This window comes from Amycolatopsis sp. NPDC049688 (assembly GCF_040674975.1).
Classification (GTDB): Bacteria; Actinomycetota; Actinomycetes; order Mycobacteriales; family Pseudonocardiaceae; genus Amycolatopsis.
The window spans coordinates 416,091-443,073 of the sequence record NZ_JBFANY010000005.1; the positions used below are offsets into that span (position 1 = coordinate 416,091).

At 72.6% G+C, this 26,983-nt stretch carries 16 protein-coding genes and 1 pseudogene; 4 read left to right on the forward strand and 13 right to left on the reverse strand.

The features are described 5' to 3' along the window. Nucleotides 1-301 precede the first annotated feature (301 nt). The 6 genes and pseudogenes from AB0J55_RS20725 to AB0J55_RS20750 all read right to left on the reverse strand — a co-directional run bounded on the left by AB0J55_RS20725 (nt 302) and on the right by AB0J55_RS20750 (nt 9,202). A complete protein-coding gene (locus tag AB0J55_RS20725; RefSeq protein WP_364250532.1) occupies nt 302-1,360 on the reverse strand; it encodes a LacI family DNA-binding transcriptional regulator in 1,059 nt (352 codons plus the stop codon). A 139-nt stretch (nt 1,361-1,499) separates the two neighbouring features. After that, nucleotides 1,500-2,858 carry a serine/threonine-protein kinase gene (locus tag AB0J55_RS20730; RefSeq protein WP_364250802.1) on the reverse strand — a complete coding sequence of 453 codons (1,359 nt, stop codon included), beginning with the start codon at nt 2,856-2,858 and terminating at the stop codon, nt 1,500-1,502. 165 nt (nt 2,859-3,023) lie between these two features. Then, complete coding sequence (locus tag AB0J55_RS20735; protein WP_364250535.1) at nt 3,024-4,394, reverse strand: protein kinase; 1,371 nt, start codon at nt 4,392-4,394, stop codon at nt 3,024-3,026. A 219-nt stretch (nt 4,395-4,613) separates the two neighbouring features. After that, nucleotides 4,614-5,856, reverse strand: a pseudogene (locus tag AB0J55_RS20740) (MFS transporter); the annotation flags it as partial. A 32-nt stretch (nt 5,857-5,888) separates the two neighbouring features. Then, nucleotides 5,889-7,415: a PQQ-binding-like beta-propeller repeat protein gene (locus AB0J55_RS20745; RefSeq protein ID WP_364250538.1), complete on the reverse strand. Its 1,527-nt coding sequence runs from the start codon at nt 7,413-7,415 to the stop codon at nt 5,889-5,891. Then, nucleotides 7,412-9,202: an NAD(P)/FAD-dependent oxidoreductase gene (locus tag AB0J55_RS20750; protein WP_364250541.1), complete on the reverse strand. Its 1,791-nt coding sequence runs from the start codon at nt 9,200-9,202 to the stop codon at nt 7,412-7,414. Before AB0J55_RS20750 ends, AB0J55_RS20745 begins: the two co-directional genes overlap by 4 nt. Before the next feature lie 237 nt (nt 9,203-9,439). Between AB0J55_RS20750 and AB0J55_RS20755 the strand changes: the two genes are divergently transcribed. After that, entirely contained in the window at nt 9,440-9,868 is a 429-nt protein-coding gene (locus AB0J55_RS20755; protein WP_364250544.1) for an STAS domain-containing protein, read from the forward strand. Between the two features lie 8 nt (nt 9,869-9,876). Here the strand turns inward: AB0J55_RS20755 and nrfD are convergent, their stop codons facing one another. From nrfD to AB0J55_RS20775, 4 genes are all read right to left on the reverse strand, one after another. After that, complete coding sequence (nrfD, locus tag AB0J55_RS20760; protein ID WP_364250547.1) at nt 9,877-10,890, reverse strand: NrfD/PsrC family molybdoenzyme membrane anchor subunit; 1,014 nt, start codon at nt 10,888-10,890, stop codon at nt 9,877-9,879. Further along, nucleotides 10,887-11,936, reverse strand: coding sequence for a 4Fe-4S dicluster domain-containing protein (locus AB0J55_RS20765; RefSeq protein WP_364250550.1), 1,050 nt, complete (start codon nt 11,934-11,936; stop codon nt 10,887-10,889). Before AB0J55_RS20765 ends, nrfD begins: the two co-directional genes overlap by 4 nt. Beyond that, nucleotides 11,933-15,208 carry a formate dehydrogenase gene (gene fdh / locus AB0J55_RS20770; protein ID WP_364250553.1) on the reverse strand — a complete coding sequence of 1,092 codons (3,276 nt, stop codon included), beginning with the start codon at nt 15,206-15,208 and terminating at the stop codon, nt 11,933-11,935. The genes AB0J55_RS20765 and fdh overlap by 4 nt, the downstream gene beginning before the upstream one ends. Nucleotides 15,209-15,326: 118 nt before the next feature. Continuing rightward, on the reverse strand, nt 15,327-16,835 hold the full coding sequence (locus tag AB0J55_RS20775) for an MFS transporter (RefSeq protein WP_364250556.1): 1,509 nt from the start codon (nt 16,833-16,835) through the stop codon (nt 15,327-15,329). Nucleotides 16,836-17,017: 182 nt separating this feature from the next. Between AB0J55_RS20775 and AB0J55_RS20780 the strand changes: the two genes are divergently transcribed. Beyond that, nucleotides 17,018-17,431: an STAS domain-containing protein gene (locus AB0J55_RS20780; RefSeq protein ID WP_364250559.1), complete on the forward strand. Its 414-nt coding sequence runs from the start codon at nt 17,018-17,020 to the stop codon at nt 17,429-17,431. A gap of 255 nt (nt 17,432-17,686) precedes the next feature. Here AB0J55_RS20780 and AB0J55_RS20785 read toward each other — a convergent pair whose 3' ends face one another. The 3 genes from AB0J55_RS20785 to AB0J55_RS20795 form a co-directional block, all read right to left on the reverse strand. Beyond that, entirely contained in the window at nt 17,687-18,190 is a 504-nt protein-coding gene (locus AB0J55_RS20785; RefSeq protein ID WP_364250562.1) for a hypothetical protein, read from the reverse strand. Between the two features lie 145 nt (nt 18,191-18,335). Next, complete coding sequence (locus AB0J55_RS20790) at nt 18,336-18,818, reverse strand: DinB family protein (RefSeq protein WP_364250565.1); 483 nt, start codon at nt 18,816-18,818, stop codon at nt 18,336-18,338. Nucleotides 18,819-18,829: 11 nt separating this feature from the next. Next, nucleotides 18,830-19,447 (reverse strand): class I SAM-dependent methyltransferase, encoded by a 618-nt coding sequence (locus AB0J55_RS20795; RefSeq protein ID WP_364250568.1) that lies wholly within the window; start codon nt 19,445-19,447, stop codon nt 18,830-18,832. Between the two features lie 66 nt (nt 19,448-19,513). Here AB0J55_RS20795 and AB0J55_RS20800 point away from each other — a divergent pair, with 66 nt between their 5' ends. After that, nucleotides 19,514-20,092 (forward strand): XRE family transcriptional regulator, encoded by a 579-nt coding sequence (locus tag AB0J55_RS20800; RefSeq protein ID WP_364250571.1) that lies wholly within the window; start codon nt 19,514-19,516, stop codon nt 20,090-20,092. Nucleotides 20,093-20,273: 181 nt separating this feature from the next. After that, nucleotides 20,274-26,978, forward strand: a complete 6,705-nt coding sequence (locus AB0J55_RS20805; RefSeq protein ID WP_364250574.1) for an RHS repeat-associated core domain-containing protein — start codon at nt 20,274-20,276, stop codon at nt 26,976-26,978. The last annotated feature ends 5 nt before the right edge of the window (nt 26,979-26,983 follow it).

Below are 26,983 nucleotides of genomic sequence, written 5' to 3' on the forward strand. Positions count from 1 at the left end.
AGCAGCCGCTCGCGGGTGGGGTCGGGCGTCGATCGGGCGGGTGCGCGCGGAATCCCGCACCGCCGTCGGCCGGGCGGGGATCCCGGGATTCACGGGCAGCCGCTCGCGTGTGGGATCGGGCATCGGTGGGGTGGGTGCGGAGGATTCCGCCCTGCCGTCGGTCGGGCGGGGATTCGGGGCTTCGCGAACGGTCGCTCGTCAGGCGAGTTGCGATCGTTCGCGTGCGGGGCCGGGCATCCGATCGAGCGGGCGTGCGCGGAATCCCGCACCGCCGTCGCCCGGACGTCCGGCCGCGCCCGGCTCAGGCGGCCGGTGCGGGTCCCGTGGTTTCCCCCGGCACGAACCGGGGGAGGACCGGTTCCGGTTCCGCGACCGGTGTCCCGTCGAGCTGGCGGACCGCCCGGTCCACGGCCAGCGCGCCCAGCTCGCGGGCCGGGATCACCACCGCCGTCGGGGGGATCCGCTGGTGCTCCGCCACCGTTGCCGAGCAGACCGCCACGACCGACACGTCTTCGGGGACCCGCAGCCCGCGGTTCCGCAGCGTCGCCATCACCAGTGGCAGCGCGGCTTCGTCGTGGACCACCAGCGCGGCCGGGCCGCCGGGGCCGAGGAGCTCGGCGAGGCAGCGGGTGACGTCTTCGGCCGTGGGCTCGCACGGCTGGGAAAGCGCTTCCACACCGCGCCGCACCGCGGCCTCGCGCAGGCCTTCGGTGAAGTCCTCGAGGTACCGCAGCCGGTGGCCGGGCTGCGTGGGCGACGGTCCCAGGTGGACGACCGAGCGGTGCCCGAGGTCGGCGAGGTGGTTCAGGCACGTCTGCCCGGCCGGCCGCAGGTCGAGCGTCAGCGCCGCCAGCCCGTGGTGCCGTCCGGGCGCGCCGACCAGGACCGCCGGGCGGCCCGAGGCGAGCAGGACCGGCACCCGCGGGTCGCCGTCGCCGGCGTCCAGCACGATCACCGCGTCGGCCAGCGCGGCCGCCGTCACCCGGTGCAGGCCGGCCGTGCCTTCTTCGTCGGTGACCAGGAGCAGGTCGAAGCCGAGCCCGCGGGCGGCGCCCGCGGCCGCCGAGAAGAACTCCATCTCCACGCCCACGTGCCGGTCGCCGTGCGGCGGCACCGCGACCGCCAGCACCCCGGCCCGGGCCGGGGACGGCGGCGGCGAGCCGGTGCGGCGCCGGTAGCCGAGCGCGCGGATGGTCTGCTCGACCCGCCGCCGCGTCGCCGGGGAGATCGTCCGCTTGCCGGTGATCACGTACGACACCGTGCTCGCCGAGACGCCGGCCGCGTTCGCCACGTCGGTGATCGTCACCACGCCGCGGCCTGCTCCGCCCGGTTCGTCCGCGACGTCGCGGGGATTCGTCATTGTCGAGCACTTTCCCGGGCCATTGTCCGGTCCGTTGTCCGGTGGAGCGTTAGCGTTAACACGAAAGAGGGAAGGCTGACCATAATGGGGGTCAACGGCGCTGGTCAAGCCACCTTCGTCGGCGGCCGGGAGCTCGTGCTCACCCGGCGGGGCGGCAGTCGGTCACGGGGAGTCCGCGGCGGCCGGCGCGAGCCAGGGCGACGAAGCCGAACGTGGTCGTTTCGCCGGGCCGCAGCTTCCCGTTCCACTCGGCGTTCGCGATCGCCGACGTGGCCCCCGTGCGCAGCAGCTTGCCGTTCCAGAGGTCGTCGATGCTCGTCCCGGACGGCGTCGGCCAGCTGACGGTCCAGCCGGCGAGGTCGGCCCGCCCGCTGTTGCGCACGGTCACCAGACCCTGGAAGCCGCCGTCCCAGGACTTCACGACCTGGTACCGCGCGGCACAGCCGGGCGGCCCCGCGGCGGAAGCGGTCGCGGACGGCGCCGAGGCGAGCTGGGCCGGTGCGGCCGCGGGCGCGGAGCGGGCCGGGATCGACGTCGCCGCCACGATCCCGGCCCCGGTCAGCAGCAGCACGGCCGCCGCCAGCGCGACGCGGGACCGCCGGCGGCGGGCGGGGGCGGGCTCGGCGGCCACCGGGGCCGGGACCGGTGGCCGCGGGCCTTCGGTGGCGCGGCGGCCGAGCAGCCGGGCCGCTTCGGCCATCGTGGGGCGGGCGGCCGGATCCCGGTGTAGCAGCCGGAGGACGACGTCGGTGACCGGCCCGGCGGTGCGCGGCGGCCGGATGTCCCCGCGGACGACGCGTTTGAGCAGCGCCAGCTGGTTGTGGTCGGTGCCGAAGGGCGGCCGGCCTTCGAGGGCGGTGTAGAGCGTCGCGCCGAGGGAGTACACGTCGGACGGGAAGCCCGCGTCGGCGCCGTCCGCGACCTCCGGGGCGAGGTAGGCCGGGGTGCCGACGACGAGGCCGCCCCCGGTCGCGGCGCCTTCGCCGGGGGCGTGCGCCACCCCGAAGTCGGTGATCTTCGCGGTGCCGTCGGCGGTGACGAGGACGTTGTTCGGGCTGATGTCGCGGTGCAGGACGCCTTCGGCGTGCGCCGCGGCCAGCGCCGAGGCGAGCTGGCCGCCGAGTTCGGCCACGTACTCCGGCACCAGCGGGCCTTCGCCTTCCAGGACTTCGGTCAGCGTCTGGGACGGCAGGTACTCCATCGCGATGTAGGACGCCGCTTCGTGCTCGACGACGTCGTACACGACGACCGCGTGCGGGTGGCGCAACCGGGCGGCCATCCGGGCCTCGCGGACCGTCCGGGCGCGGGTGCGTGCCGCGTCGGCGTCGCCGAACAGCTGCTTGATCGCGACGACGCGCCTCAGCCGTTCGTCCTGCGCCCGCCACACGGTGCCCATCGCGCCGTGACCGGCCCGGCCGAGCACGCGGTAGCGGCCGGCGATCACTGCCCCTGTCTCCACGGGCACGCTCCCCTCTGCGGTTGCCGTCGACGGGGACACGGCCCGCCCGGCCGCGGCGTTCGGCGCCCGCGAGGAATTCACTCACCCGGGTGGTTTCCGGAAATCGGCTTCGACGATTTCGCCGTGGCGCCCGGAAAGCTTTTTCGCCCGCTACGGAAAAACGGCCGATCCGGTTGTTTCGGAACGGTAACGGTATTCCGCGCCTCAGTTCGGCCGGCAGCCGAGGACGGGGACGGCGGCCCGGCCGTCCGCGAGGTCCTGGATCAGCCCGAACGACGCCGACGCGCCCGGTTCGACCAGGGCGTTCCAGCCCGCGTCGGTGACGGTCACCGTCGAGCCGGCCCGGGTGAGGGTGCCGTTCCAGAGGTCCCGGACGGTGGCGCCGCCGGGCAGCGCCCACGTCACCGTCCAGCCGGACAGCCGCGTCGGCCGGTCGTTGCGCACGGTCACCTCGGCCTGGGCGCCGCCCGGCCACGAGTTCGTGACCTCGAACCGCGCGGTGCACCCCGCGGAGGCCGGCGCGGGCGGTGCGTCGGTGGCCCGGGCCGGCCGCGGCGGCGGTGCGGGTGCCGTGGTGGTGGCGCTGACGGTGTGGTCCTCGGTGACGGTCGTCGGGGGCCGCTCGACCGGGGCGGCGGTGGTCTCCGGCTCGCCGGTGAAGGCCAGCCCGGCCGCCACGCACGCCGAGGTCACGCACACCGCGGCCCCGGCCACGGCGACGCGGCGCAGCCGGGGACGGCGGGGCACCGCCGTGGCCGCTGGCCGGCCCACGGCCGAGAGGAGGGCGACCGCCTCCTGCATCGTGGGGCGCGCGGCGGGGTCGCGTTCGAGCATCCGCATCAGCACGCCGGTGAGCGGGCCGCCGTGCGGCGGCGGGACGAGCTGGTTTTCGGTGATCCGCCGCAGCAGCGTGATCGGGTCGTCGCTGGTGCCGAACGGCGGCGTGCCCTCGAGCGCGGTGTAGAGCGTGGCGCCGAGCCCGTAGACGTCGGACGGCAGGCCGGCTTCGCCGCCCCGGGCGACCTCCGGGGCCAGGTAGGGGAGGGTGCCGACGATGACGTCGTCTTCGGCGGCGAGGTGCTCGCCGAGCGCGCGCGACACCCCGAAGTCGGTGATCCGGGCGGTGCCGTCGCCGGAGACGAGCACGTTGTTCGGCGTGACGTCCCGGTGCAGGATCCAGTCCCCGTGCGCGGCGGCCAGCGCGGACCCGATCTGCCGTCCGAGCCGGACCACGTCGCACCGCGGCAGCGCGCCCCGCTCGACGAGCACGTCGGTCAGCGAACGGGCCGGCACGTACTCCATGACCAGGTACATCGAACCCGCGTCCTCGAGGACGTCGTACACCGTGATCGCGTGCGGGTGCCGCAGCCGGGAGGCCAGCCGCGCTTCGCGGATCGCCCGTTCGCAGAGCCCGGCCGGCGCTGCCCCGGTTCCCGGCTCGTGCAGGAACTGCTTGACGGCGACGACGCGGTCCAGGCGCTCGTCCCTGGCCTGCCACACGACGCTCATCGCGCCGTGGCCGATGCGTTCCAGGATCCGGTACCGCCCGCTCACGAGCTGTTCCTCGAAAGGCACCCGTACCCCTGCGTCGCTCGGCGGACTTCGTGACCGAGGGCCTTTTTAGCAGAGAACGGGCGCGGGCGGGGAGTTCGTCCGGTCACTCGCGCGGGAACCGTTATCATGATCGCCGCATTCGCCGATTTCGACGCCTTCCCCGTAGTCCACTGTGGACTGTGATCGGCCCGGTCGCCTGGCCGTGGGCGGCGGACGCCGGTATGCCTTGCGCCGGTCCGCGACCTGACGGGCGAGTACCGCCCCGAGGACGGCGACGCCGATGGTGCCGCCGAGGGACCGGAAGAAGGACACCGTGGCGCTCGCGGCGCCGACTTCCCGCAGCGGCACGACGTTCTGCACGACCAGGACGAAGTTCTGCAGCGTCAGCCCGACCCCCGCGCCGACGAGCACCATGGCCACCGCGACGAGGACCAGGGGCGTCCGTTCGCCGAGGAACCCGAGGAGACCGAAGCCGGCGGTCAGGCTGAGCGCGCCGGTGACGAGGTAGGGCTTGAGCCGGCCGGAGCGGCTGACCAGCCGCCCGCCCGTGACGGAGGCGACGAGGATGCCGGTCATTATCGGGATGGTGAGCAGGCCGGCCTCCGTGGGCGTGGGCCGCGGCTGACCTGGAAGTACTGGCTGAGGAAGACGGCGGCGCCGTACATCGCGGTGCCGGCGGCGAGGCTGCCCAGGATGGCCGGCGCGGTGGTGCGCTGCCGGATGATCCGGGGCGGGACGACGGGTTCGGCGGCGCGGGACTCGACCCGGGCGGCGAGCCCCAGCAGGACGACGGCACCGCCGACCATGACGGCGGTCTGCCACGACGCCCAGGCGAACGCCCCGCCGGCGAAGGAAACCCAGATCAGCAGCAGGCTGACCCCGGCGGTGATGAGGGTGGCGCCCCCCGTAGTCGATGCGGACGTTCTCCCGGCGCACGACCGGCAGCCGCAGCGTCCACTGCAGCAGCACGACGGCGACGACGGCGACCGGGACCCCGACGAAGAAGCACCACCGCCAGCCCAGCCAGGACGTGTCGACGATGAAGCCGCCCAGCAGTGGCCCGCCGATGGTGGACAGCGCGGTGACGCTGCTCTGGTACCGGCGTAGCGGCCGCGTTCCCGCGGCGGGATCATCGCGGCGATCGCGATCTGGACCAGGGACTGCAGCCCGCCCACCCCGGCGTCCTGCAGCGCACGGGCCCCGATCAGCTGCCCGGCGTCCTGGGCCGGCCCGGCGGCGGCCGACCCGGCGATGAACACGGCGGCGGCGGTCTGGATGAGCGTCTTCTTGCTGAACAGATCGGCGAGCTTCCCCAGATCGCGGTGGCGGCGGTGGCGGCGAGCAGGGTGGCCGTGACGACCCAGGTGTACTGGGTGGGCGAGCCGTGGAGTTCCCGCAGCATCCGCGGCAGGGCGGTGGCGACGACGGTGCTGCCCAGGGTGGAGACGAACAGGGCGAGCAGGAGGCCGCTCAGCGCTTGCAGAACCTACCGTCGCGACGGGGCGGCGACCGTGGTCACGGGTGCTCCGCGGGGGTGAGGTGCACGACGGTGCCGCCGGAGGTGAGGTAGAGGGAGCCGCCGGGTCCGGCGGCGAGGCCGGCGAAGGGCCGGGGGACACCGGGGAGGCCGTGGGCGTGCAACGCGGGGAAGTCCCTGGCGGGGGTCGGGTTCGCCGGGAGTTCGAGCACGACCCGGGTTTCGCCGGTCGCGAGTTCGACCGCCACCACCCGCCCCTTTCCCGTTTCGGCGACGTACAACCGGCCGCCGGCGACCACGATGCCCTGGGGGGCCACGAGATCCGCGACCACCACGGCCGGTTCGCCGTCGAGGCGGTACACCGCGCCGCGTTCCTCGTCGCTGACGTACCAACGGCCTTCGCCGTCCGCCGTCACGTCCACCGGACGGCCGAGGCCGGTGGCCAGCTCGGCGACCTCGTCGCCGGCGTCGACGGTCAGGACGCGGCCCGCGCCCGCCTCGGCCACCAGCAGCGTGCCGTCGGCGCGGACCGCGATCCCCAGCGGCTGGTCCAGCCCGCCGGCGCGGGTGCGGACCGTGCGCGTGCCCCGGTCGTACGTGCGGACCTGGCCGTACTGCGACGTCAGGTGCAGCAGGTCGCCGTCCGCCGCGATGCCGTGGGCGAAGGGGAGGAGCTCGGTCGTGGTGACGTCGTCGTCGCGGGGCTCGGTGATGCGGTAGTGGTCGGCGGTGTGCACCGTGCCGCCGAGGTCCACCGTGACGCCGTACGGCCCGGCGAACCCGCGGGGCGCGACCTCGCGGGCCCGGCCGTCGGGGTGCACCTCCGCGATGCCGCCGCCGGCGAAACTGGAGACGTACATGCGGTTCTCGGTGTCGAAGGCGGCGTTGTCCAGTCCGGGGAGTCCGGTGGTGAGCAGGGTCCGGGCGCCGGTGCCGAACAGGTCGATCCGGGTGATCACGCCGGCCGCGCCGCGGGAGAGCACCAGCAGCGTCCCGGCGCGGTCGAACCGGACGGCGACCGGTTCGGGCACGTCCGAAGCGACGAGTTCCGGCGTGCCGCCGTCGGGCGGGATGCGGAAGACCTCGCCGGTGAGCATGTGCGGGTAGTACAGCCGGCCGTCCGGGCCGAGCTGCATGGCGTTGCCCATCGCGAGCTCGCCGGTGAGCACGGACGGCTCGCCCGCGCCCAGTTCGAGCAGCCGGCCGTGCGGGATCATCTCGTTGACGAACAGGCGGTCGCCGGCGAAGGCGATCCCGTTGGGCAGCCGGACCCGGTCGGTGACCAGGGTGAACGTGCCGTCGGGACGCCGTCGCCAGACGCGGCCGGGGACGAGGTCGGTGATGTACATCGACCCGTCGGCCCCGAAGGCGAGGTCGTCCGGCGCCTGCACCGGCCCACCGGCCGGGACGATCACCTCGACGTCGCCGGTCGCCAGGTCGACGGCGCTGATCTCCCCGGCCAGGAACTGGGCCACGTAGAGCCGCCTGTCCGGGCCGAAGGCGACGCCGTTCGAGCCGCGCAGGGGCGCCGGCCGGGTCAGCGGGCGTGCGTGGAAGCCGGTCATGCGCCGACCAGGACGTCGTCGATGCCGCCTTCTTCGCGCCAGCGGCGCAGCAGGTCGTGGAAGACGATCGGGCCCGGGGCGAAGGAGTTGCCCGCCGGGCGCGGTTTTCCTTCGTTGTTGTAGTAGCCGGGGGTGCACTCGGTGAGGAAGGCGGAGGTGTCGCGGGCGTTCGCGCGGAGGGTGGCGACCCACGCCTCCTGGGCTTCGGGGGTGGGCTCGACGTACCGGGCGCCGCGTTTGCGGGCTTCGGCGACGACGGCGCCGATGTGCGTGGCCTGTTCCTGGAGGATGTGCACGAAGTTGACGGCGGTCGCGTTCTGCAGCGAGCCCAGGTGGAACAGGTTGGGGAAACCGTGGCTGTAGAAGCCGTGCAGCGTCTTCGGGCCCCGCTGCCACGACTGCAGCAGGGCGACGCCGTCGCGGCCGTACACCGGCAGCGTGCCGGAGAGGATGCCGGAGATGCCGACCTCGAAGCCGGTGGCGAAGACGACGCAGTCCACTTCGTACTCGCGGTCGCCGACGACGACGGCGTGCTCGGTCATCCGGGTGATGCCGCCGTGGTCGGCGGTGTCGATGAGGGTGACGTTGGGGCGGTTGAAGGTCTGCAGGTAGTGGTCGCTGAACGTGGGCCGCTTGCACATGTACCGGTACCAGGGTTTGAGCAGCTCGGCGGTGGCCGGGTCGGTGACGACTTCGTCGACGCGGGCGCGGATTTCGTTCATCTTCACGAAGTCCGCGATTTCGTCGAGGCGTTCGCGTTCTTCGGCCGGGAGCGAGGTGTCGAGGGTGCCGCTGAGCATCTGGCGTTGCAGCCGTCCGGTGCTGGTCCAGCCGTCGCCGACGAGGTCGGTTTCGGCGTGGCCGCCGGTGACGATGGTCAGGAAGTTGTCCATCCGTTCCTGCTGCCAGCCGGGCTTCAGGGAGGCGGCCCATTCCGGGTCGGTGGGGCGGTTGCCGCGGACGTCGACTGACGACGGGGTGCGCTGGAAGACGTAGAGGTGCTGCGCGTCGCGGCCGAGGTGGGGGATGACCTGGATCCCGGTGGCGCCGGTGCCGACCACGGCGACCTTCTTGTCGGCGAGGCGGTCCAGGCTGCCGTCGGGGGTGCCGCCGGTGTAGGTGTAGTCCCAGCGGCTGGTGTGGAAGGTGTGCCCGCGGAAGGTGTCGATGCCGGGGATGCCGGGCAGTTTCGGCTGGGTGAGGGTGCCGGAGGAGACGACGACGTAGCGGGCGTGGAAGGCGTCGCCGCGGTCGGTGCGCACCTCCCACTCGGCGGCGGCGTGGTCCCAGCGCAGTTCGGTGGCGCGGGTGTGGAAGAGGGTGTCGCGGTCGAGGCCGAAGTGCTGGGCGATGGTGATCGCGTGCTGCCGGATCTCCTCGCCGGGGGCGTAGCGCCATTTCGGGACGTAGCCGACTTCCTCGAGCAGTGGTAGGTAGGAGTAGGACTCGATGTCGCAGTGGATGCCCGGGTAGCGGTTCCAGTACCAGGTCCCGCCGAAGCCGCCGGCCTCGTCGAGCGTCCGGATGTCCGTCAGGCCGGCTTGGCGCAGGCGGGCTCCGGTGAGCAGCCCACCGAAGCCGCCGCCGATGACGAGCGCTTCGACGCGGTCGTGCACGGTGTCCCGCTCGACGCGCTCGGTGTACGGATCGGCGGCGTAGTAACCGAATTCGCCGGCCGCCCGCCGGTACTGGGCGGTCCCGTCCGGCCGGAGGCGGCGGTCGCGCTCCGCCCGGTACTTCGCGCGCAGGGCTTCAGGGTCGAACCCGAGGTCCGGCTGGGAAGACATGGGGTCCCTTCCGCCTGCCCGGGGACAGGTCGTGGCCAGTCGTTAAATCAACTGCTTGACTTTAGGCTAGCGTGAAGATCGGCCCGGAAGCCACCTGGACCGGTGAATGCGTGCCGTGCCCGCCGGCCGTCGTGAGGCGTACGGTGGGGGTGTCGCGGTTCAGCAGGGAGCCGTCCGCTCGCCCTGCGTCGCCGGGGACCCGGTGTCCCCGGCCGCCCTCTCTTCCGAGGAGGCCGTGTGCTCGACCAGCTCGCCGTCCCGACCCGGCTCGTCGACCTCCCGGCCGGGATGGCCCTGCGGGTCACGGCCACGGCGGAAGCCACGATCGTCACCGTCCGCGGCGACGTCGATCTGGCGGCCGTCGGCCGGCTCCGCAGCCGGCTGGGCGAAGAACTCGACCTCGCCCCGCGGGCCCTGGTCCTGGATCTCACCGGCGTCGGCTTCTGCGGCTCCGGCGGGATCACGGAACTGCTGGTGGCCGCGTCCGAGGCGCACGTCAGCGGGGTGCCGTTCGCCATCGCCGCCGACGGCCGGGCGGTGCTGCGTCCGATCCGGGTCCTGGGGCTGGAGCACGTGCTGCCGATCCACCGCAGTGCCGCCGCCGCGCTGGACTGGCTGGCCGTGCTGCCGCGACTGCTGCCCGGCCGTCCACAACAGACGGACTGACCGCGGCGTCACGGCCGGTTCGTGCGCTCCCGCTGGGGCACGACGACGTACTTCGGGTCCTTTGTGGACGCCACCCCCGCCTCGAAGACCCCGAAGCGCTGCAACGCGCTCCCGGCGAACAACGCCGTCCCGGCCACCACCGAGACCGCGCGGCTGCGGTGTCCCACCAGGGTGCCGAGCAGGCCGGCGGCGGTCAGCCGTTCCGACCACTTGCGCAGCCGGTGCGCCTTGCCGGTCGTGTACGCCTCCGCGGTGAGGCCGAGCCGCTGCTCCAGCACCTTCGACGCCACCAGCTCCGTCGCCGCGCCGAAGGCCGCCAGCGTCCGCGCCGGGCCGGCTTCGCCGACCGGGACCAGCACCATCGCGAACCCGCCCGAACTCGCCGCCGCCGAGCCGGTGAACACGAACGGCAGCTCCGGGTGGGCCTCGTGCCAGGCCGGGACCGCCGTCTGCGACAGCAGCACCGCCGTGTAGGACGCCATCGCCGGGGCCACGACCGCGGACGCGAGCCCGGCCGGCCGGGCCACCGCGCCCGCGAGCCGTCCCGGGAGGCGCCGGCGCAGCCCGGCGGGCAGCACCTCGGCCGCCGCCGCGATCCCCACCCCGGGGCCGAAGGCGCTCAGGATCCAGGTCCCGACGCTCATCGGCGACGTCGGCTTCGCGACGCGCAGCATGTGGTGGAACCGTTCCGGCCGCCCGAGGTCGGCGACCAGCAGGTAGACGCTGGCCAGCAGCGCGGCGAGCGAACCGGTGCGGCCCACCCGGCGCAGTGACGGCCGCCCGGTCAGGTCCGCGCCCGCGGCCAGCAGCGACGTCCCCGCCGCGAGCCCGCCGGTGAACAGGTACGCCGGCACCTTCCACTCCCACACCGGCGGCTTGAGCACCGGCCGCCCGTAGTACGACCGGAACTCGGCGCGCGGCACCATCAGCTCTTCCCCGGCGCCGCCGCGCTTGCGGCGGCCGAACACGCGCGCCCGGGTGTCGGCGGCCCCGGCGTCGCTGCGCGGCTCCCGCGGCGTCACCGGCGCCTCCTTCCGAACGACCCGAACGACCCGAACGACGCCACGGCGGCGGCGAGCAACGCCGACGCCGCCATCCCGGCGTACTTCCACATCGCGGGCAGTTCGCGCGTCGGCACCACCGGGTCCGGGGGCAGCCCGTAGACCTCGGGTTCGTCCAGGAGCAGGAAGAACGCGCCGTTGCCGCCGACGCCGTCGGCCGGGTCGTGGCCGTAGAGCCGGGCTTCCGGCACGCCGCGCTCGTGCAGCTGCTCGACGCGGCGGGCCGCCCGCTCGCGCAGCTCGTCGAGCTCGCCGAACTGGATCGAGTCGGTCGGGCACGCCTTGGCGCACGCCGGTTCGAGGCCGTCGTGGAGCCGGTCGTAGCAGAGCGTGCACTTCTGCGCCCGCCCGTCGTCCGGCCGGCGGTCGATGACGCCGTACGGGCAGCCGGAAACGCAGTAGCCGCAGCCGTTGCAGATGTCCTGCTGCACCACGACCGTGCCGAACTCGGTGCGGAACAGCGCACCGGTCGGGCAGACGTCGAGGCAGCCGGCGTGGGTGCAGTGCTTGCACACGTCCGAGGCCATCAGCCAGCGGAAGTCGGTCCGGCCCTCGGTGCCGGTCTTCGCGCCCGGCAGGTCGAACGACGGCATCCCGAGGTCCTCCGGCGCGCGCGGCAGGGGAGAGGTGCCCAGCTCGCCGCCACCGCGCGGGGCGTCGCGCAGCTCGTCGGCGACGAAGGCGGTGGTCACGTCGATCGCGGACGGACCGGTCGGCAGTCCTTCGAGCCCGGGCGACTGCCCGCCGAGCGGGCGCTGCTGCTCGATGAAGGCCACGTGCCGCCACGAGTTCGCGCCGAGCGCGCCGGTGTTGTCGAACGACATCCCGAGCAGGTCGAGCCCGTCCTCGGGGACGTTGTTCCACTCCTTGCAGGCGACTTCGCAGGCCTTGCAGCCGATGCACACCGACGTGTCGGTGAAGAACCCGACCCGCGGCGGGTGCCCGGTGTGCCCGGCTTCCCCGGCGACGTCCGGCAGCGGGCCGGACAGCCGGTCCTCGACGCTCATGTCCCGTCCTCCTCGTGGCCGGGTTCGACGTGCCGCGTTTCGTGCACGGTCGCCACCTGCGTCCCCGTCTCCGCCGTGATGCCGGCGCGGTCTCGGTACTGAGCGAGCAACGCGAGCAGGTCCGCTCCCCGCGGGCGCCGGCCGGGCCGGACGTCGCAGGTGGCGACCTTGCTCTCCTGGATGAACACGTTCGGGTCCAGCACCACGCCGAACAGGTCGTTGACGACGTCCCGCGACACCAGCCCGGAACTGCCCCAGTGGTAGGGCATCCACACCTGGTGCACGACCCGGTCCTGCACCCGCAGCGGCGCCATCCGGTCGGTGACGAACACGCGCGCCTCGACGGCCGCCCGCGCGGTGATCACGTGCGCCCAGCCCAGGTGCGAGAGCCCGCGCAGCTTCGCCAGTTCGGGGGAGACCTCGACGAACAGGTCGGGCTGCAGCTCGGACAGGTACGGCAGGGTGCGGCTCATCCCGCCCGCGGTGTGGTGCTCGGTCAGCCGCGCGGCGGTGAAGACGAACGGGAACACCTCGCCACCGGCTTCGGGCGGCGACGGGTGCGAAGGGTTGTCGCGACGGCCGTAGACCTTCCGCGCCGGGTTGCCCTGCTGCGCGTAGAACGGGTTCCGGAACGGCGATTCGTGCGGCTCGTAGTGCGTCGGCAGCGGCCCGTCGGCCAGTCCCGACGGCGCGAACAGCCACGCCTTGCCGTCCGACTGCATGATGAACGGGTCGTCGCCGCGCAGCGCGGCCGGGCCCACGGCGTCCGGCGGCGGGACGTGGTCCGGCGGCTTGGTCTTCTCGAAGTCCGGCACGTCGTGGCCGGTCCACTCGCCCTTGCCGGCGTCCCACCAGATCAGGGCCTTGCGGTCGCTCCAGGGACGTCCCTGCGGGTCGGCCGACGCGCGGTTGTAGAGCACCCGCCGGTCCATCGGCCACACCCAGCCCCACTCGTGGGCGTAGAAGTCCTGCTCGAAGCGGGACTTGCGGCGCGCGGCCTGGTTGACGCCGTCGGCGTAGACGCCGCTGTAGATCCAGCACCCGCAGGAGGTGCTGCCGTCCGCCTTGAGCTCCAGGTAGCTGCCGACCTCCTTGCCGGTCGTCAGGTCCTGGCCGTTGATCCGGCGCAGCACATCCTCGGCGGACGGCTCGTCGCCGTGGACCTCGTAGTCCCAGGCGAGGTCGAGCACCGGCCGGTCGCGCTCGTCTTCCGAGCCGGCGAGCCGCTCCTGCAGCAGCCGGCCCAGGTGGTGGAAGAACCACAGCTCCGAACGCTGGTCCCCGGCCGGCTCGACGGCTTTTTCCCGCCACTGCAGCATGCGCTGGGTCTGGGTGAAGGTGCCTTCCTTCTCGACGTGCGAGGCGGCGGGGAAGAAGAACACCTCGGTGCGGCACTGCTCGGGCACGATCTCGCCGGTCTCGATCTCCGGCGCGTCCTTCCAGAAGGTGGCGCTCTCGATCATCGTCAGGTCGCGGACGACCAGCCAGTCGAGGTTGGCCATGCCGAGCCGCTGCAGCCGGCCGTGCGCCGAGCCGACGGCCGGGTTCTGCCCGAGCAGGAAGTAGCCGGACACCTTGCCCTCGACCATGTCCATGACCGCGCGGTAGGTGCCGTGGTCGCCGTTGATCCGCGGCAGGTAGCCGAAGCAGAAGTCGTTGTCGGGCGTGGCCTTTTCGCCCCAGTACTCCTTCAACAGCGAGACGGTGTAGGCGTCGGCGTTGCGCCAGAAGCCCTTCTGCTTGTCGCCGGTGATGCTGCCGAGGTAGTCCGCCAGCGTGGCGTGCTCGGGCGTGGGCATCGGCAGGTAGCCGGGCAGCAGGTTGAACAGCGTCGGGATGTCGGTCGAGCCCTGGATGCTGGCGTGCCCGCGCAGCGCGAACACCCCGCCGCCGGGCCGCCCGATGTTGCCCAGCAGCAGCTGGATGATCGAGCCCGCCCGGATGTACTGGGCGCCGACGCTGTGCTGCGTCCAGCCGACGCTGTAGACGAGCGCGGCGGTGCGTTCCCGGCCCGAGTTGCGCGTCCAGGCGTCACAGACGCGCTGGAAGAGCTCCTTCGGCGTTCCGCAGGTCGCCTCGACCATCTCCGGGGTATAGCGGGCGAAGTGGCGCTTGAGGATCTGGAACACGCAGCGCGGGTGCTGCAGTGTCGGGTCGGCGGCGATCTCCTCGCTGCCGCCTTCGAGCACCGGGCCGCCCGACCCGTGCTGGTCGGACGCCGAGGTCTCCTTGCCGTGCGAAGTGTCCTGGGGCCGGGTGTTCTCGTAGTGCCAGGTGGCGGGGTCGTAGGCGGCCTTGGCCTCGTCGTAGCCGCTGAACAGGCCGTCCAGGTCCTCGGTGTCCCGGTAGTCCTCGGACACCAGGAAGGACGCGTTGGTGTAGGCGACCACGTACTCGCGGAAGTCCAGGTCGTGGCTGAGGATGTGGTTGATCACCCCGCCGAGGAACGCGATGTCCGTGCCGGCGCGCAGCGGCACGTGGGCGTCGGCCAGCGCGCTGGTGCGCGTGAACCGCGGGTCGATGTGGAACACCTCGGCCCCGCGGGCCTTCGCCTCCATCACCCACTGGAACCCGACCGGGTGCGCCTCGGCCATGTTCGAGCCCATGATCACGACGCAGTCGGAGTTCTGCAGGTCCTGCTGGTAGTCCGTCGCGCCACCGCGACCGAAGGAGGTCCCCAGACCGGGAACGGTGGCGGAGTGTCAAATCCGGGCCTGGTTCTCGATCTGGATCGCGCCGAGGGCGGTGAAGAGCTTCTTGATCAGGTAGTTCTCTTCGTTGTCCAGGGTGGCGCCGCCGAGGCTGGCCAGCCCCATGGTGCGGCGCAGCGGCTTCCCGTGGTCGTCGGTGTCCTGCCAGCCCTTGCGCCGGGCGTCGAGCACGCGGTCGGCGACCATGTCCATGGCCGTGCCGAGGTCCAGTTCGGTCCACTCGGTGGCGTAGGGCGCGCGGTAGCGGACCTTCTGCTCGCGCTGCGGGCCGGTGACCAGCTGCTTGCTGGCCGAGCCCTTGGGGCAGAGGCGGCCGCGGGAGATCGGGCTGTGCGGGTCGCCTTCGATCTGGACGACTTTCTCGTCCTTGACGAAGACCTGCTGCCCGCAGCCGACGGCGCAGTAGGGGCAGACGGACCGGGCGACCCGGTCGGCGCTCGCGGTGCGCGAAGCCAGGGCCTCGGAGCGGGGCGATTCGGCGGCCTTGCCGCGGCCGAGCGGGTCGGTGCCGGTGAGCTGGCGGTACACGGGCCACAGCTCGAGCCACTTCCGTGGTCCCATGTCACCTCCCGCTGACGTCGAACGCGGCTACCCGTGGTCTCCCGAGCCTAAACCGGCTCGCCCCGCCCGGCCTGTTGTGCGCCCCGATGTGGCGTTGGGGCGCAAGTCCGGGTGGTCGTCAGGTCGAGAACGGCGAGGACGCCCCTTCCGCGCGGGTCCGGCCACGGCGGCCGGCCGCGGCGAGGGGCTGGGCGATGTCCTCCAGGGACTTGCCCTCCGCGTCGACCGCCAGGAACCGGGCCACCAGGCCGCCGGCGATCATCACCGCCGCGCCGAGCAGGTAGCCGATGAACAGGCGGACCGGGTGGTCGCCGGTGCCGATCAGCGCGCCGTAGATGACCGGGCCCAGCGCCCCGAAGCACTGCGCGATCGCGAAGAACACCGCGATCGCCTTCGCCCGGACCTCCAGGGGGAAGATCTCGCTCACCGTCAGGTAGCCCGCGCTCGCGCCCGCGGAGGCGAAGAAGAAGATCACGCACCACGCGATCGTCTGGGTGATCGCGTTGAGCGCGCCCGCGTAGAACAGCACCGCCGTGATCGCCAGCAGGACCCCGGACACGATGTACGTCCCGGAGATCATCTTCCGGCGGCCGAGGGTGTCGAAGAGGTGCCCGATGGTGAACGGGCCGACCAGGTTCCCCACCGCGAACGCGATCAGGTAGATCGGCGTCGCCGCCGACGACACCCCGTAGAACTTGCCCAGCACCAGCGTGTAGGTGAAGAAGATCGCGTTGTACAGGAACGACTGGCTGATCATCAGCGACGCGCCCAGGATCGCGCGCGACGGGTAGTCGCGGAACAGCACCCTGGCCAGCGCCACGTACCCGATCCGCTCGGCCGGCGTCACCTCGATCGCCTTCGACTCGTCGACCGGGGGCAGGCTGCGGCCGGTGTGCTCGACCTCCTGCTCGATCTGCTGGATCGACTCCTCGGCGGCGTCCGCCTTGCCGTGCATGATCTGCCACCGCGGGCTCTCCGGCAGGTGCCGCCGCACCAGCAGGATCACCAGCCCGAGCACCGGGCCGATGAGGAAGCCCAGCCGCCAGCCCAGCGACAGGTCCATCCGGTTGAGCAGGATGTAGGTGCCGATCGTGCCGAGCACCGCCCCGGCCCAGTAGGTGCCGTTGACGGCGATGTCCACCCGGCCGCGGTAGCGGGCCGGGATCAGCTCGTCGATGGCGGAGTTGATCGCGGCGTATTCGCCGCCGATGCCCATGCCGGCGACGAACCGGGTGGCGTAGAGGAAGACGACCCAGCCCGCGCCGTTGCCCAGGGTCAGCGCGGTCAGGCCGCTGCCGACCAGGTAGACGGCCAGGGTGAGCATGAAGAGGTTCCGGCGGCCGAGTTTGTCGGAGAGGCTGCCGAAGAACAGCGCCCCGACCACCTCGCCGGCGAGGTAGATCGTCGCCAGCAGGCCCACCGCCGCCGACGACATGTGCAACGTCTCGGGCTTGGTGAGCGTGTCGGCGACCGCGCTGGCCACCGTGATCTCCAGGCCGTCGAGGATCCAGGCCACCCCGAGGGCGACCACCATCCGGGTGTGGAACGGGGACCAGGGCAACCGGTCGATGCGCGCCGGGATGAGCGTGCGCACCCCGGTCGACGCCGGATCGGGTGTTGCCGCCATGACAACCTCCTTGAGAGCAGAACGCCACGCGTGGCTTCCCCCGCGCGCCCCCGGTGAAACACGATCGGGTCGACTCGCCTGGTCACGGCTTGTGATCAGCCGAAAGCCGTCACTAGCCTGGCGAGGGGCGCGCCGGGCAGGGCCGCGCCTGTCGCCCGGGCTCGAAGATGGGGTGTTCTCGCGTGAGGTCCTGCGGTGGCCCGACGGGGCGGTTGCGGCTGTCGTGCTCGGCCGGCGATCCGGTGGTGCTGAACCTGGCCGGCGAGCTCGACGCCGGCACGGCTCTGCTCGTCGTGCGCGCCGTGGCCGCCGCGCTGGACCGCTGCCCGGCACCCCGGGTGATCGTCCTGGACCTGGCGGAGGTCCTTTTCCTCGGCGCGGCCGGCGTCCGCGTGCTGTGCGAGGCGGCCGACCACACGGCCGCGGCCGGCGCCCGCCTCCGCATCGTCACCGGCGGCAACGCAGTGGTGAGCCGGGCCCTGCTGCTGACCGGGGCGAACCGGGTGCTGGACAGCTACCCCGACCGCGCCGCCGCGCTGAGCGCCGGTGACGGCCGCGAGTTCCTCCGGCTCACCACACGGATGTGGAACGACTGATCCGTCCATAGTGGACGATAGCCGCCTTGCCTTCGGGGTGGGGAAAGCGCTCGCGGGGTGGTTCCGCGAAGTCGGCTGATCGCCGCGGTGGCCCCGGTCGGGTGGCCGCATGGCGCCACCGCGCCTTCGGTGGCAGCGACGGCAAGAGCCGCGAGCTCCCCGCTGGGAGGAGCTGCCGAAGGCGTTGCCGGGGCGGCATCTCGAGCCGGTGTTCGTGCGGGCGGCGGTCCGGACCGGACCGCCGCGTGGCACGGATCAGCGCGGACCCTTGAGCGAAGCGAAATAGGCGTTGGACGGGCCGGTGAACGACAGCACCACGCCCACCACCGCGGCCAGCACGGCGACGTAACTGCCGATCGTGCTCTGCCCGATCAGCACCGAAAGCAGCTGCAGCGCGGTGAGCACGGTGAGCACGATCCGCGCCCAGTTCCGGCCGGCGCGCAGCTTGAACGCGAAGAGCAGGTACAGGGCGGCGATGACCACCGCGATCACCACCGCGGTGATCATCGCGACGTTCACCGCCTGGTCGATCTGCGCGTCGGTGAGGTTGCCGCCGCGTTGCCGGTTCGCGTTCCGCAGGGTCTCGGCGATCCCGTCGCGGTTGGCGAAGATCAGCACACCGCCGAGCAGCCCGATGACGGTCGAGGCGAGGAACGCCCAGAAAGCGCCTTCGACCGTGCCGGGCCGCGCCGGTGCGGGCGCCTGGTCTGTCGGGGTGGACGACTGTGGGTAGCTCGGGTACTCGGGTGATTCACTCATAATGACCAAATAGCACGCTCCCGGGTGACTCGCAGAGCGAACGCGTCGGGCAAGTGCCGGCCCGGGTCAGGGAATTCCCATTCCCGTCCCGGTTCCACAGTGGATTCCTCGGCGGGGGCGCCGCCGGGACGCGAAAACGGGGTTGTCACCGGCCCGTGCTGCCGTCGATCAGTTCGCGGAGGATGTCGGCGTGCCCGGCGTGCCGGCCGGTTTCCTCGATCATGTGCACCAGCGCCCAGCGCATGGACGGCGCCGGGCGGCCGGGGCGCGCCACCGGCTGCGCCAGGTCGGGGCAGGCGTCGATGACGGCGTTCGCCCGCTCGCACGCGGCGCGGTAGTCCGCCAGCACCGAGGCGACGGTCTCCTCCGGGCCCGGCCGGAACGTGCCGGGCCAGCCGGCGGGTTCCTCGCCGAGGAAGGTGAACCGTTCGACGTGCGCCAGGTGCCGGACCAGGCCCAGCAGCGACGTCCCGGACGGCACGCCGGCCGTCCGGACCTGCGGTTCCGGGACGTCCGCCGCCTTGGCGGCCACGGCGGCCCGCAGGTGGTCCAAGAAGCCGCGCAGCACGTCCTTTTCGGCCGGTCCGGTGCGCGGGGGCGGGGTGTCCCGCCGCCGGGTTCGGGGCATCGCGGTTCCTTTCACCGGGTGCGGTGGACGAGCAGCAGGTGGTCGACGACCTCGGCGGTCCGCCCGCCGGGTCCGGTGGCGCGGCGGGGGAGGGCGTCGGCGCGCTCCACCGTCCACACCGCGGGATCGAGGGACGGGACCTGCCGGGGCGTGACCGATTCCGGGTCCTGGTTCCACGACCACGGCGCGACGGACCCGTGCTCGACGACCAGCAGCCGGCCGCCGGGGGCGAGCGCCCGCGCGGCCTGCCGCAGCACGGTGTCGCGCGGCAACGGGAAGGACGTGTGCAGGTAGTGCGCCGAGACGAGGTCGAAGGAACCCGCCGGGAACGTCACGGCCAGGTCGTGCCGCTCGCCGGTGATCCGGTCGCCGAGCCCGAGTTCCCGCGCGCGGCGGGCCAGGTGGGCGAGGGCGACGGCGGAGATGTCGGCGGCGGTCACGCGCCAGCCGCGCCGGGCCAGCCACAGCGCGTCGCCGCCGGCGCCGGACCCGAGGTCGAGCGCGCGGCCGGGGGACAGCCGCGAGACGACCTCGGCGAGCCGGACGTTGGGGCGCGGCTCGTCGTCCGGGAGGTGGGTTTCGTAGTGGCCGTCCCAGAACCGGGACGCAGCGGCGGAGGAGGTCGTCATGGGTTCAGCCTGCCCCGGCCCTGGCCGTTGTGGCACGCTTTCTTGCGGTTCCGGCAAGATGGCCGGGTGAGCGACGACTTCGAAGACGTGCTGCACGCCGTCGGCCCCCGGCTGCGGGCGCTGCGCCGGCACCGCGGGCTGACGCTGGCGGACGTCGCCGGCACGACCGGGGTGTCGGAGAGCACGCTGTCGCGGCTGGAGAGCGGGCAGCGGCGGGCGAGCCTGGAACTGCTGCTGCCGCTCGCCCGCGCCTACGGCGTCCCGCTCGACGACCTCGTGGGCGCGCCCCGCACCGGCGACCCGCGCATCCACCTCAGCCCGATCCGCCGCCACGGCATGACGTTCGTGCCGCTGTCCCGGCGGCCGGGCGGGATGCAGGCGTACAAGATGCTCATCCCCGGTGCCGACCCGGTGCCCGTCCCGGACCACCGGATCCACGAGGGGCACGAATGGCTGTACGTGCTCCACGGGAACCTGCGGCTGGTCCTCGGCGAGCACGATCTGGTGCTGCCCCCGGGCGAGGCGGCGGAATTCGACACGACGATCCCGCACTGGCTGGGCACCGCGGACGGGAACGCGGTCGAGCTGCTCATCCTCTTCGGCCGCCAGGGCGAACGGGCCCACCTGCGCGCCCGCGCGCACTGAGGTCCCGTTTCCGGCATTCGTCCTCTTCGGACACGAAATGCCAAGGAAAAGTAATGTCCGAATTGTTCGCTCGTCAGTTCGAAGATCACTCCAATGGGTGATGGGTCCCGCGGGGCGGACAGTTAGATTTCCCCTTGGCGGCCGGATTTCCGGGGCCGCTACTTCAGGGGGAGGATCTGCCGTGACCGGTGGAATCGATCGTGCGCGAAGAATGTCCGGGTTCCGGGTGCTGACCGTGCTGGGCGCGGTTCTCGCCCTCGTCGGCGCGTCCGCTTCGGTGGTGGCCGCGGCCCCGAAACCGCCCCCGCCCGCGAAATCCGCCGCCGCACCGCAACCGGCGGATTTCGGGCCGGGCGCGGCGAAATCCGCCGATGTCGCCGTCGACGGCTACGGGGACGCGCAGGGCTACCACGTCGAACTGGGCCGGGAAGCCGCCGGGTTCGCGTGGCGGGAGGTCGCGCTGCTCCGCCCGGCCGGGTTCGACGACGGCTCGTGGACCGGCTACCAGTGCGTGTCCGGCGACGGGAAGTACGCCGCCGTCGCGATCCTGCCCGCCTCGGCCGTGAACACCCAGGCCGCGCGCGACCACGGTGCCTTCGCCTACTCCGTCGACCTCGGCACCGGGGGCGTGCACGCGCTGGCCGGCGGCGTCGGCCTCAAGTACTACTCGCCCGGCTGCGGCACCGGGGACACCGCCGTCTTCACCGTCGCCCTCGACGGGCAGACCCGGCTGCTCAGCGCCAACCTGGCCACCGGCAGGATCGACGCCGACGTGACCACGCCGGGGCAGCTCACCTCCGCCGTCCCGGCCGCCCCGGGCATCGTCGGCGTGGCCGGCAACCGGCTGATTTCCGTGCCACCCAAGGGAAATCCCACGGTGGTGGCCACCCTGCCCGGTGACGTCTACGACGTGCGACCGGCCGCCGACGGCGGCGTCAGCTTTTTGCACACCAAGCCGGGCACCCGCACCGCGACCGCCGCGCACGAGCACGGCGGCGCGGTGACCCCGCTCGGCTCCGGCGACCTCGGCCGGGTGCAGCTGTTCCAGGGCCGCGCGGGGCACGCCGTGCTCTCCGGCGCCGTCCCGGCCGCACCGGCCGCGCTGGCCGCCGCCGGCGTGCGCAGCGTGGCCGACGGCCCGCTCGCGCACGGCGCCGAGGCGTCCTCTTTGGACGGTGATGCGCTGCTCGGCCCGGACGCCGACGGCCGGAAGTCCGCGCCCGCCTTGCTGGCGACGAACACGGGCAAGGTGCTCGCCCCCGCCGTCCCGGCCGCCACCCGGGCCGCCGCCACTGCCGTGCCCACCTACTCGGCCGCGCCGAAGGCCGCCCAGGCGCCGCACCAGAGCCGGCTGAGCCCGCAGGGTGACGCGGCGGCGCCGAAGGCGGCCCCGAACACCACCCAGGCGCAGACGCCGAAGTGCGCGGTACCGCCGCTGACCGCGAACCGGCAGGTGATGCAGCCGAACCCGGCGCAGGTGAACTGGGCGGTGCAGCTGGCGGAGCAGGGCCTGCTGACCGGCAGCGCCTACACGCGCCCGGCCGGCTTCGGGAACATGGGCCTGGTCGCCTACGCGCCGAACAGCGACTTCCCGCTGATCCCGCTGTCGCACCCGGCGGGCGGCTCGAACACCGTGCCGCGGTCGATCTTCGAGGGCATCATGGCCCAGGAGTCGAACTGGTCGCAGGCGTCGTGGCACGCGCCCGCCGGTACCGCGGGCGACCCGCTGATCGCCAGTTACTACGGCGCGGGCGGGGACATCGTCTCGATCAACTACGCGGCTTCGGACTGCGGTTACGGGATCAGCCAGGTCACCGACGGCATGCACATCGGCGACCACTCGCTGTCCGAGCACGGCCAGTGGAAGGTCGCGGTCGACTACCAGGAGAACATCGCCGCCGGCCTGCAGATCCTGGAGACGACCTGGAACCAGCTCTACGCCGACGGCATCACGGCGAACAACGCCGACCCGCGGTACCTGGAGAACTGGTACTTCGCGGCCTGGGCGTACAACTCGGGCATCCAGCCGAACGCGGCCAACGGCAACACCACCGGCTGCACGCCCGGCCCGTCCTGCACCGGCCCGCACGGCACGTGGGGCCTCGGCTGGACCAACAACCCGGCCAACCTGGACTACCCGCCCAACCGCGACCCGTACCTGCAGGACACCTACGCCGACGCGGCGCACCCGGCGAGCTGGCCGTACCAGGAGCGCGTGCTCGGCTGGACCGCGAGCCCGCTGATCCGCTACAGCAACCCGGCGTACGCGAAGCCGACGTACAACGGCGGCCAGCGCTGGGTGCAGCCCGCGCCCTTCACCGCCATGTGCTCGATGGCGGCCAACCAGTGCGACCCGAACAGCACCAACACCTCCAACCCGGGCGCGAGCCACTGCATGCTCAACGACTTCCAGTGCTGGTGGCACAACCCGGTGACGTGGATCCCGAGCTGCGCCACGACGTGCGCGACGAGTCCGTACGCGGTGTCGGGCGGGAGCGAACCGGCGAACCCGTCGCAGAACCCGCCGACGTGCAGCCAGGACACGGCGAAGGTGCCGGCCGGCTCGATCATCGTCGACGACGAGCCGTCGCGGCTGAACCTGCAGGGCTGCGGCGGCGCGAACTGGTCGAGCAACGGCACGTTCGCCTACACCTACGGGACGAACTCCGCGGGTGACCCGATCGGCGCGATCGACACCCACCAGCTCGGCACCGGCCTCGGCGGCCGGGTGCTGTTCACCCACACCGAGGACGGCTCGAACCCGGCGCTGATCAACACCGGCGTCTGGACGCCGAACCTGCCGTCCCTGCAGTACTACAAGGTCAAGCTGCACCTGCCCGGCCTCGGTGCCCAGGCGACGAACGTGGTCTACACCATCAACCCGGGCGGCGGGGTGTCGCCGTGGCGGATCCGCGTCAACCAGGCGTGGAACTCCGAGCAGTGGGTCACCATCGGCACGTTCGCCATGCAGAACGGCGCGAACGTGATGTTGACCAACAACGGCAGTTCCGTCGACAACGGCGGCTACGGCTACTCCGACTTCGACGTCGCGTTCGACGCGATCGCGTTCGTCCCCCAGGGCGGGACGCCGGGCCAGCCGATCGGCGGCCCGCCCGGGATCCAGGACGAGCCGCGCGGCAGCAACCCGGCGTTCATCGCCTGCGGCTGCGCCCGCCGCACCGCCGGCGACCCGGTCGACACCGCGACCGGCTACTTCGGGGACGAATTCACCGACCTGACCACGCCCGGGCGCGGCATGCCGCTGAACTTCACCCGCAGCTACGCCGGGAGCATCGCCGACCCGAACGGGCCCAACAAGGCCCTCGCCGCCGACGGTCCGTTCGGCTGGGGCTGGACGTATTCGTACAACCTGACCGCGAACACCGACTCCGCGACCGGAAACGTGACGGTGAAGCAGGAGGACGGTTCGGCGGTCGCCTTCACCGCGACCGGGAGCACCTTCGCCCCGGCCGCACCCCGGTTCGACGCGGCGCTGGTGAAGTCCGGGACCACCTACACCTACACGCGGCGGGGCAGGGAGATCTTCACCTTCGACGTCGCGAGCGGGCACCTGACGGCGGAAACGGACCTCGCCGGGAGCAAGGCGTCGCCGGCCTACCGGACGACGCTCGCCTACGACGGTGCCGGTCACCTGGCCACGATCACCGACCCCGCCGGCCGCGCCTACACGCTCAGCTGGACGGGAAACCACATCAGCGGCCTGTCCGATGCGGCCGGCCGGACCGTGACCTACGGCTACGACGCGAACGGCAACCTCACCGACGTCTACGGCGTCGGCACCACCCGGGCCCCCGTCCGGAAAGACGACGACCACGCCCAGTACACCTACGACGGCAACCACCTGATGACGTCGATGCGGTCCCCCGCCAACTTCGGCGGACCGGCCTCGGCGACGACTTCGATGGTGTACGACAGCGCCGAGCGGGTCCACACGCAAACCGACGCCAACGGGCACACCACGACGTTCACCTACGGCCCGGACGGCGGACTGGCCGCCGGGCAGACACTCGTGACGGACCCGAGCGGGCACCGGAAGCTGGACACGTACCAGAACGGGCTGCTGGTCTCGGAAACCCTGGGGTACGGCACCGCCGACGCCGGGACGACGTCCTACACCTACGACCCGGTCACCCTCGGGGTGTCCACGCAGACCGACCCCGACGGCACCCTGCGCACGTTCACCTACGACGACCACGGCAACAAGACCTCCGAGTCGAACCCGCTCGGGTTCACCACCGACTACGTCTACGACGACGCCGCGAACCTCCTGGAAACCATCGACGCCAACGGGGTGGCGACGGTCAACCAGTACGACCAGGCGGGGCACGTCCCGTCGGGTGTGGGCGGCGGGCTGGACCTGACGTCGAGGACGGTCACCCGCGCGAACAACGTCGTGGAGTCCACGACCGGCAACTTCGGGCCGGCGCCGGTCCGCACCGCCGCGTTCTACTACGACGACCCGGCGCACCCGGCCGACCAGACCCGCGCGGTCGATCCCAACGGCAAGACCACCAGCGTCACGTTCGACGCCTTCGGTGACCGGGTGTCGGTGACCGACGCCGCCGGGGACAAGACGCAGTCCGGGTTCGACACCGCGACCGGCCTGCTCGTCTCGACGGTGGACGGGAACGGCAGCGCGGCCGGCGTCACCACCGGCTGCACCCCGCCGGCCAAGGGCTGCACGACCTACGGCCACGACGCCTACGGGAACGTCACGCTGACGACGGATCCGCTCGGCCACGCCGCGTCCGCGCACTTCGACGCCGACGGCCACCGGACGTCGGTCACCGACGCCAACCAGAAGACGACCATCACGACCTTCGACCCGGTGGGGCAGGCGGTGAAGGTCACCCAGGCGGACAACTCGACCCTGATCACGGACTACAACCCGGACGGGACCGTCGCCGACACGATCGACGGCCTCGGCGCCAAGACGGCCTACGGCTACGACGGGCAAGGCCGCAAGAGTTCCCGCACCGATCCGGACAACCGCACGTCGACCGTGCACCTCGACCCGGCCGGGCACGCGCTGACCGCGACCGACCCCGCCGGCCGCGTCACGACGAACGGGTACGACCCGGCGGGCCAGCTCAAGTCGATGACCTACTCCGACGGGGTGACGCCGACGGTCGGCTACGGCTACGACCCGGCCGGTCACCGGACGACGATGACGGACGGGACCGGCACGTCGATCTGGACCTACAACACCTTCGGCGAAGTCACCTCGCAGACGCAGGGCTCGGGCGCGACGGTCGGGTACGGCTACGACGACAACGGGAACCAGACCGGCATCACCTACCCGGGGCGCACCAGCACGGTGGTCCGGACCTTCGACGACGCCGAGCGGCTCAAGACGGTGACCGACTGGAACGGGAACAAGACCACCTTCGGCTACGACGGCGACGGCGTCGTCAAGACGGCTTCGTACCCCAACGGCACCACCGTGACCAACGGCTACGACGACAGCGACCACCTGACGGGCACGACCGCCGTGACCGGGTCGGCCACGGCGGTGTCGGCGACCTACGGCCGGGACCCGGTCGGCCAGCTGGCGTCCCGCACGGTCGGCCAGGCCACCCAGACGTTCGGGTACAACGCCAAGGAACAGCTCGCCTCCGACGGCTCGAACACCTACACCGACGACGCCGCGGACAACCCGGTGCAGATCGGCGCCGTCACCCAGGCGTTCGACGCGGCCGGGCAGCTCTGCTGGACGCTGCCCGGCGGCTCGGCGGGCACGTCCGGTTGCGGCACCGTCCCGGCCGGTGCCGTCAGCTACACCTTTGGTGCATCGGGCGAGCGCAAGACGGCGGGCACGACCACCTACGGCTACGACCAGGCGGGGAGGCTGAACGCGTTCACCCGGGGCACGACGTCGGCCACCTACGGCTACAACGGCGACGGCCTGCGGATGTCCAAGACGTCCGGAGGGACGACGACCACGTTCGTCTGGGACACCGGCTCGACGCCGAACGTCCTGAACGACGGGACCAACGAGTACCTCTACGGTCCCGACGGCCTCCCGATCGAACAGGTCGGCGCGGCCGGGGCGTTCTGGTACGTCCACGACCAGGTCGGCTCGACGCTCGCGCTGCTCACCGGCGCGGGCGCGGTGGCCGGCAGCTACAGCTACACGCCGTACGGCACGACGACGGCGTCCGGTTCCGCCGACACGCCGCTCCGGTACACCGGCCAGTACACCGACGCGGAATCCGGGCTGGTCTACCTGCGCGCACGGTACTACGACCCGGGCACCGCGGAGTTCCTGACGGTCGACCCGCAGGTCGACAGCACACACAGCGCGTACGCCTACGTCGCGGGCAATCCGGTCAACCTGACCGATCTGTCGGGGATGTGCTGGTCCGGGTTCGGCTGGGCCTGCGCGGCGGCGAACTTCGTCTGGGAGCACAAGACGGCCTTCGAGGTGGGCCTCGCCGTGGCGTCGCTGGCCATCCCGGTGGTCGGCGAGTTCGTCGGCGGCTACCTGCTCGCCGACACCGCGATCGGCGTCGGCATCACCGAAGGCGCGTCGATGCTCGCCAACGGGCTGTTCTACGCGGACACCGCACTGTCCATTGCGGACGCCAGGTACACGTGCAAGACCGGCAGCGCGGCGAGTTGCGCGGTCAGTGTGGCAAGCGTCGCAACGGGCGCGGCCGGCTACACCTTCGGCGCCGGAGCGAAGGCGGCGGGCAAACTGGCGGAGGGCGCCAGCTCGGCGATCGGCCGCTGGGGCTACCGCCAGGCGAAACGCGGCCTCAACATCGGCGCCTGGCTGCAGAACATCGCCTCCCTGGGCTACTCGATCGCGGGCGGCTGCAACCTCAACTCGCCCCAGGACCCCAACGACCTGAACCATCACTAAGGTGA

Excerpts from the sequence above, each read along its gene's own strand:
- AB0J55_RS20790 (WP_364250565.1), bottom strand. The coding sequence starts at position 18,818 with ATGCCCCGAACCCGGCGGCGGGACACCCCGCCCCCGCGCACCGGACCG.
- AB0J55_RS20765 (WP_364250550.1), bottom strand. The coding sequence starts at position 11,936 with ATGAGCGTCGAGGACCGGCTGTCCGGCCCGCTGCCGGACGTCGCCGGG.
- AB0J55_RS20745 (WP_364250538.1), bottom strand. The coding sequence starts at position 7,415 with ATGACCGGCTTCCACGCACGCCCGCTGACCCGGCCGGCGCCCCTGCGC.
- AB0J55_RS20750 (WP_364250541.1), bottom strand. The coding sequence starts at position 9,202 with ATGTCTTCCCAGCCGGACCTCGGGTTCGACCCTGAAGCCCTGCGCGCG.
- AB0J55_RS20795 (WP_364250568.1), bottom strand. The coding sequence starts at position 19,447 with ATGACGACCTCCTCCGCCGCTGCGTCCCGGTTCTGGGACGGCCACTAC.
- AB0J55_RS20785 (WP_364250562.1), bottom strand. The coding sequence starts at position 18,190 with ATGAGTGAATCACCCGAGTACCCGAGCTACCCACAGTCGTCCACCCCG.
- AB0J55_RS20725 (WP_364250532.1), bottom strand. The coding sequence starts at position 1,360 with ATGACGAATCCCCGCGACGTCGCGGACGAACCGGGCGGAGCAGGCCGC.
- AB0J55_RS20775 (WP_364250556.1), bottom strand. The coding sequence starts at position 16,835 with ATGGCGGCAACACCCGATCCGGCGTCGACCGGGGTGCGCACGCTCATC.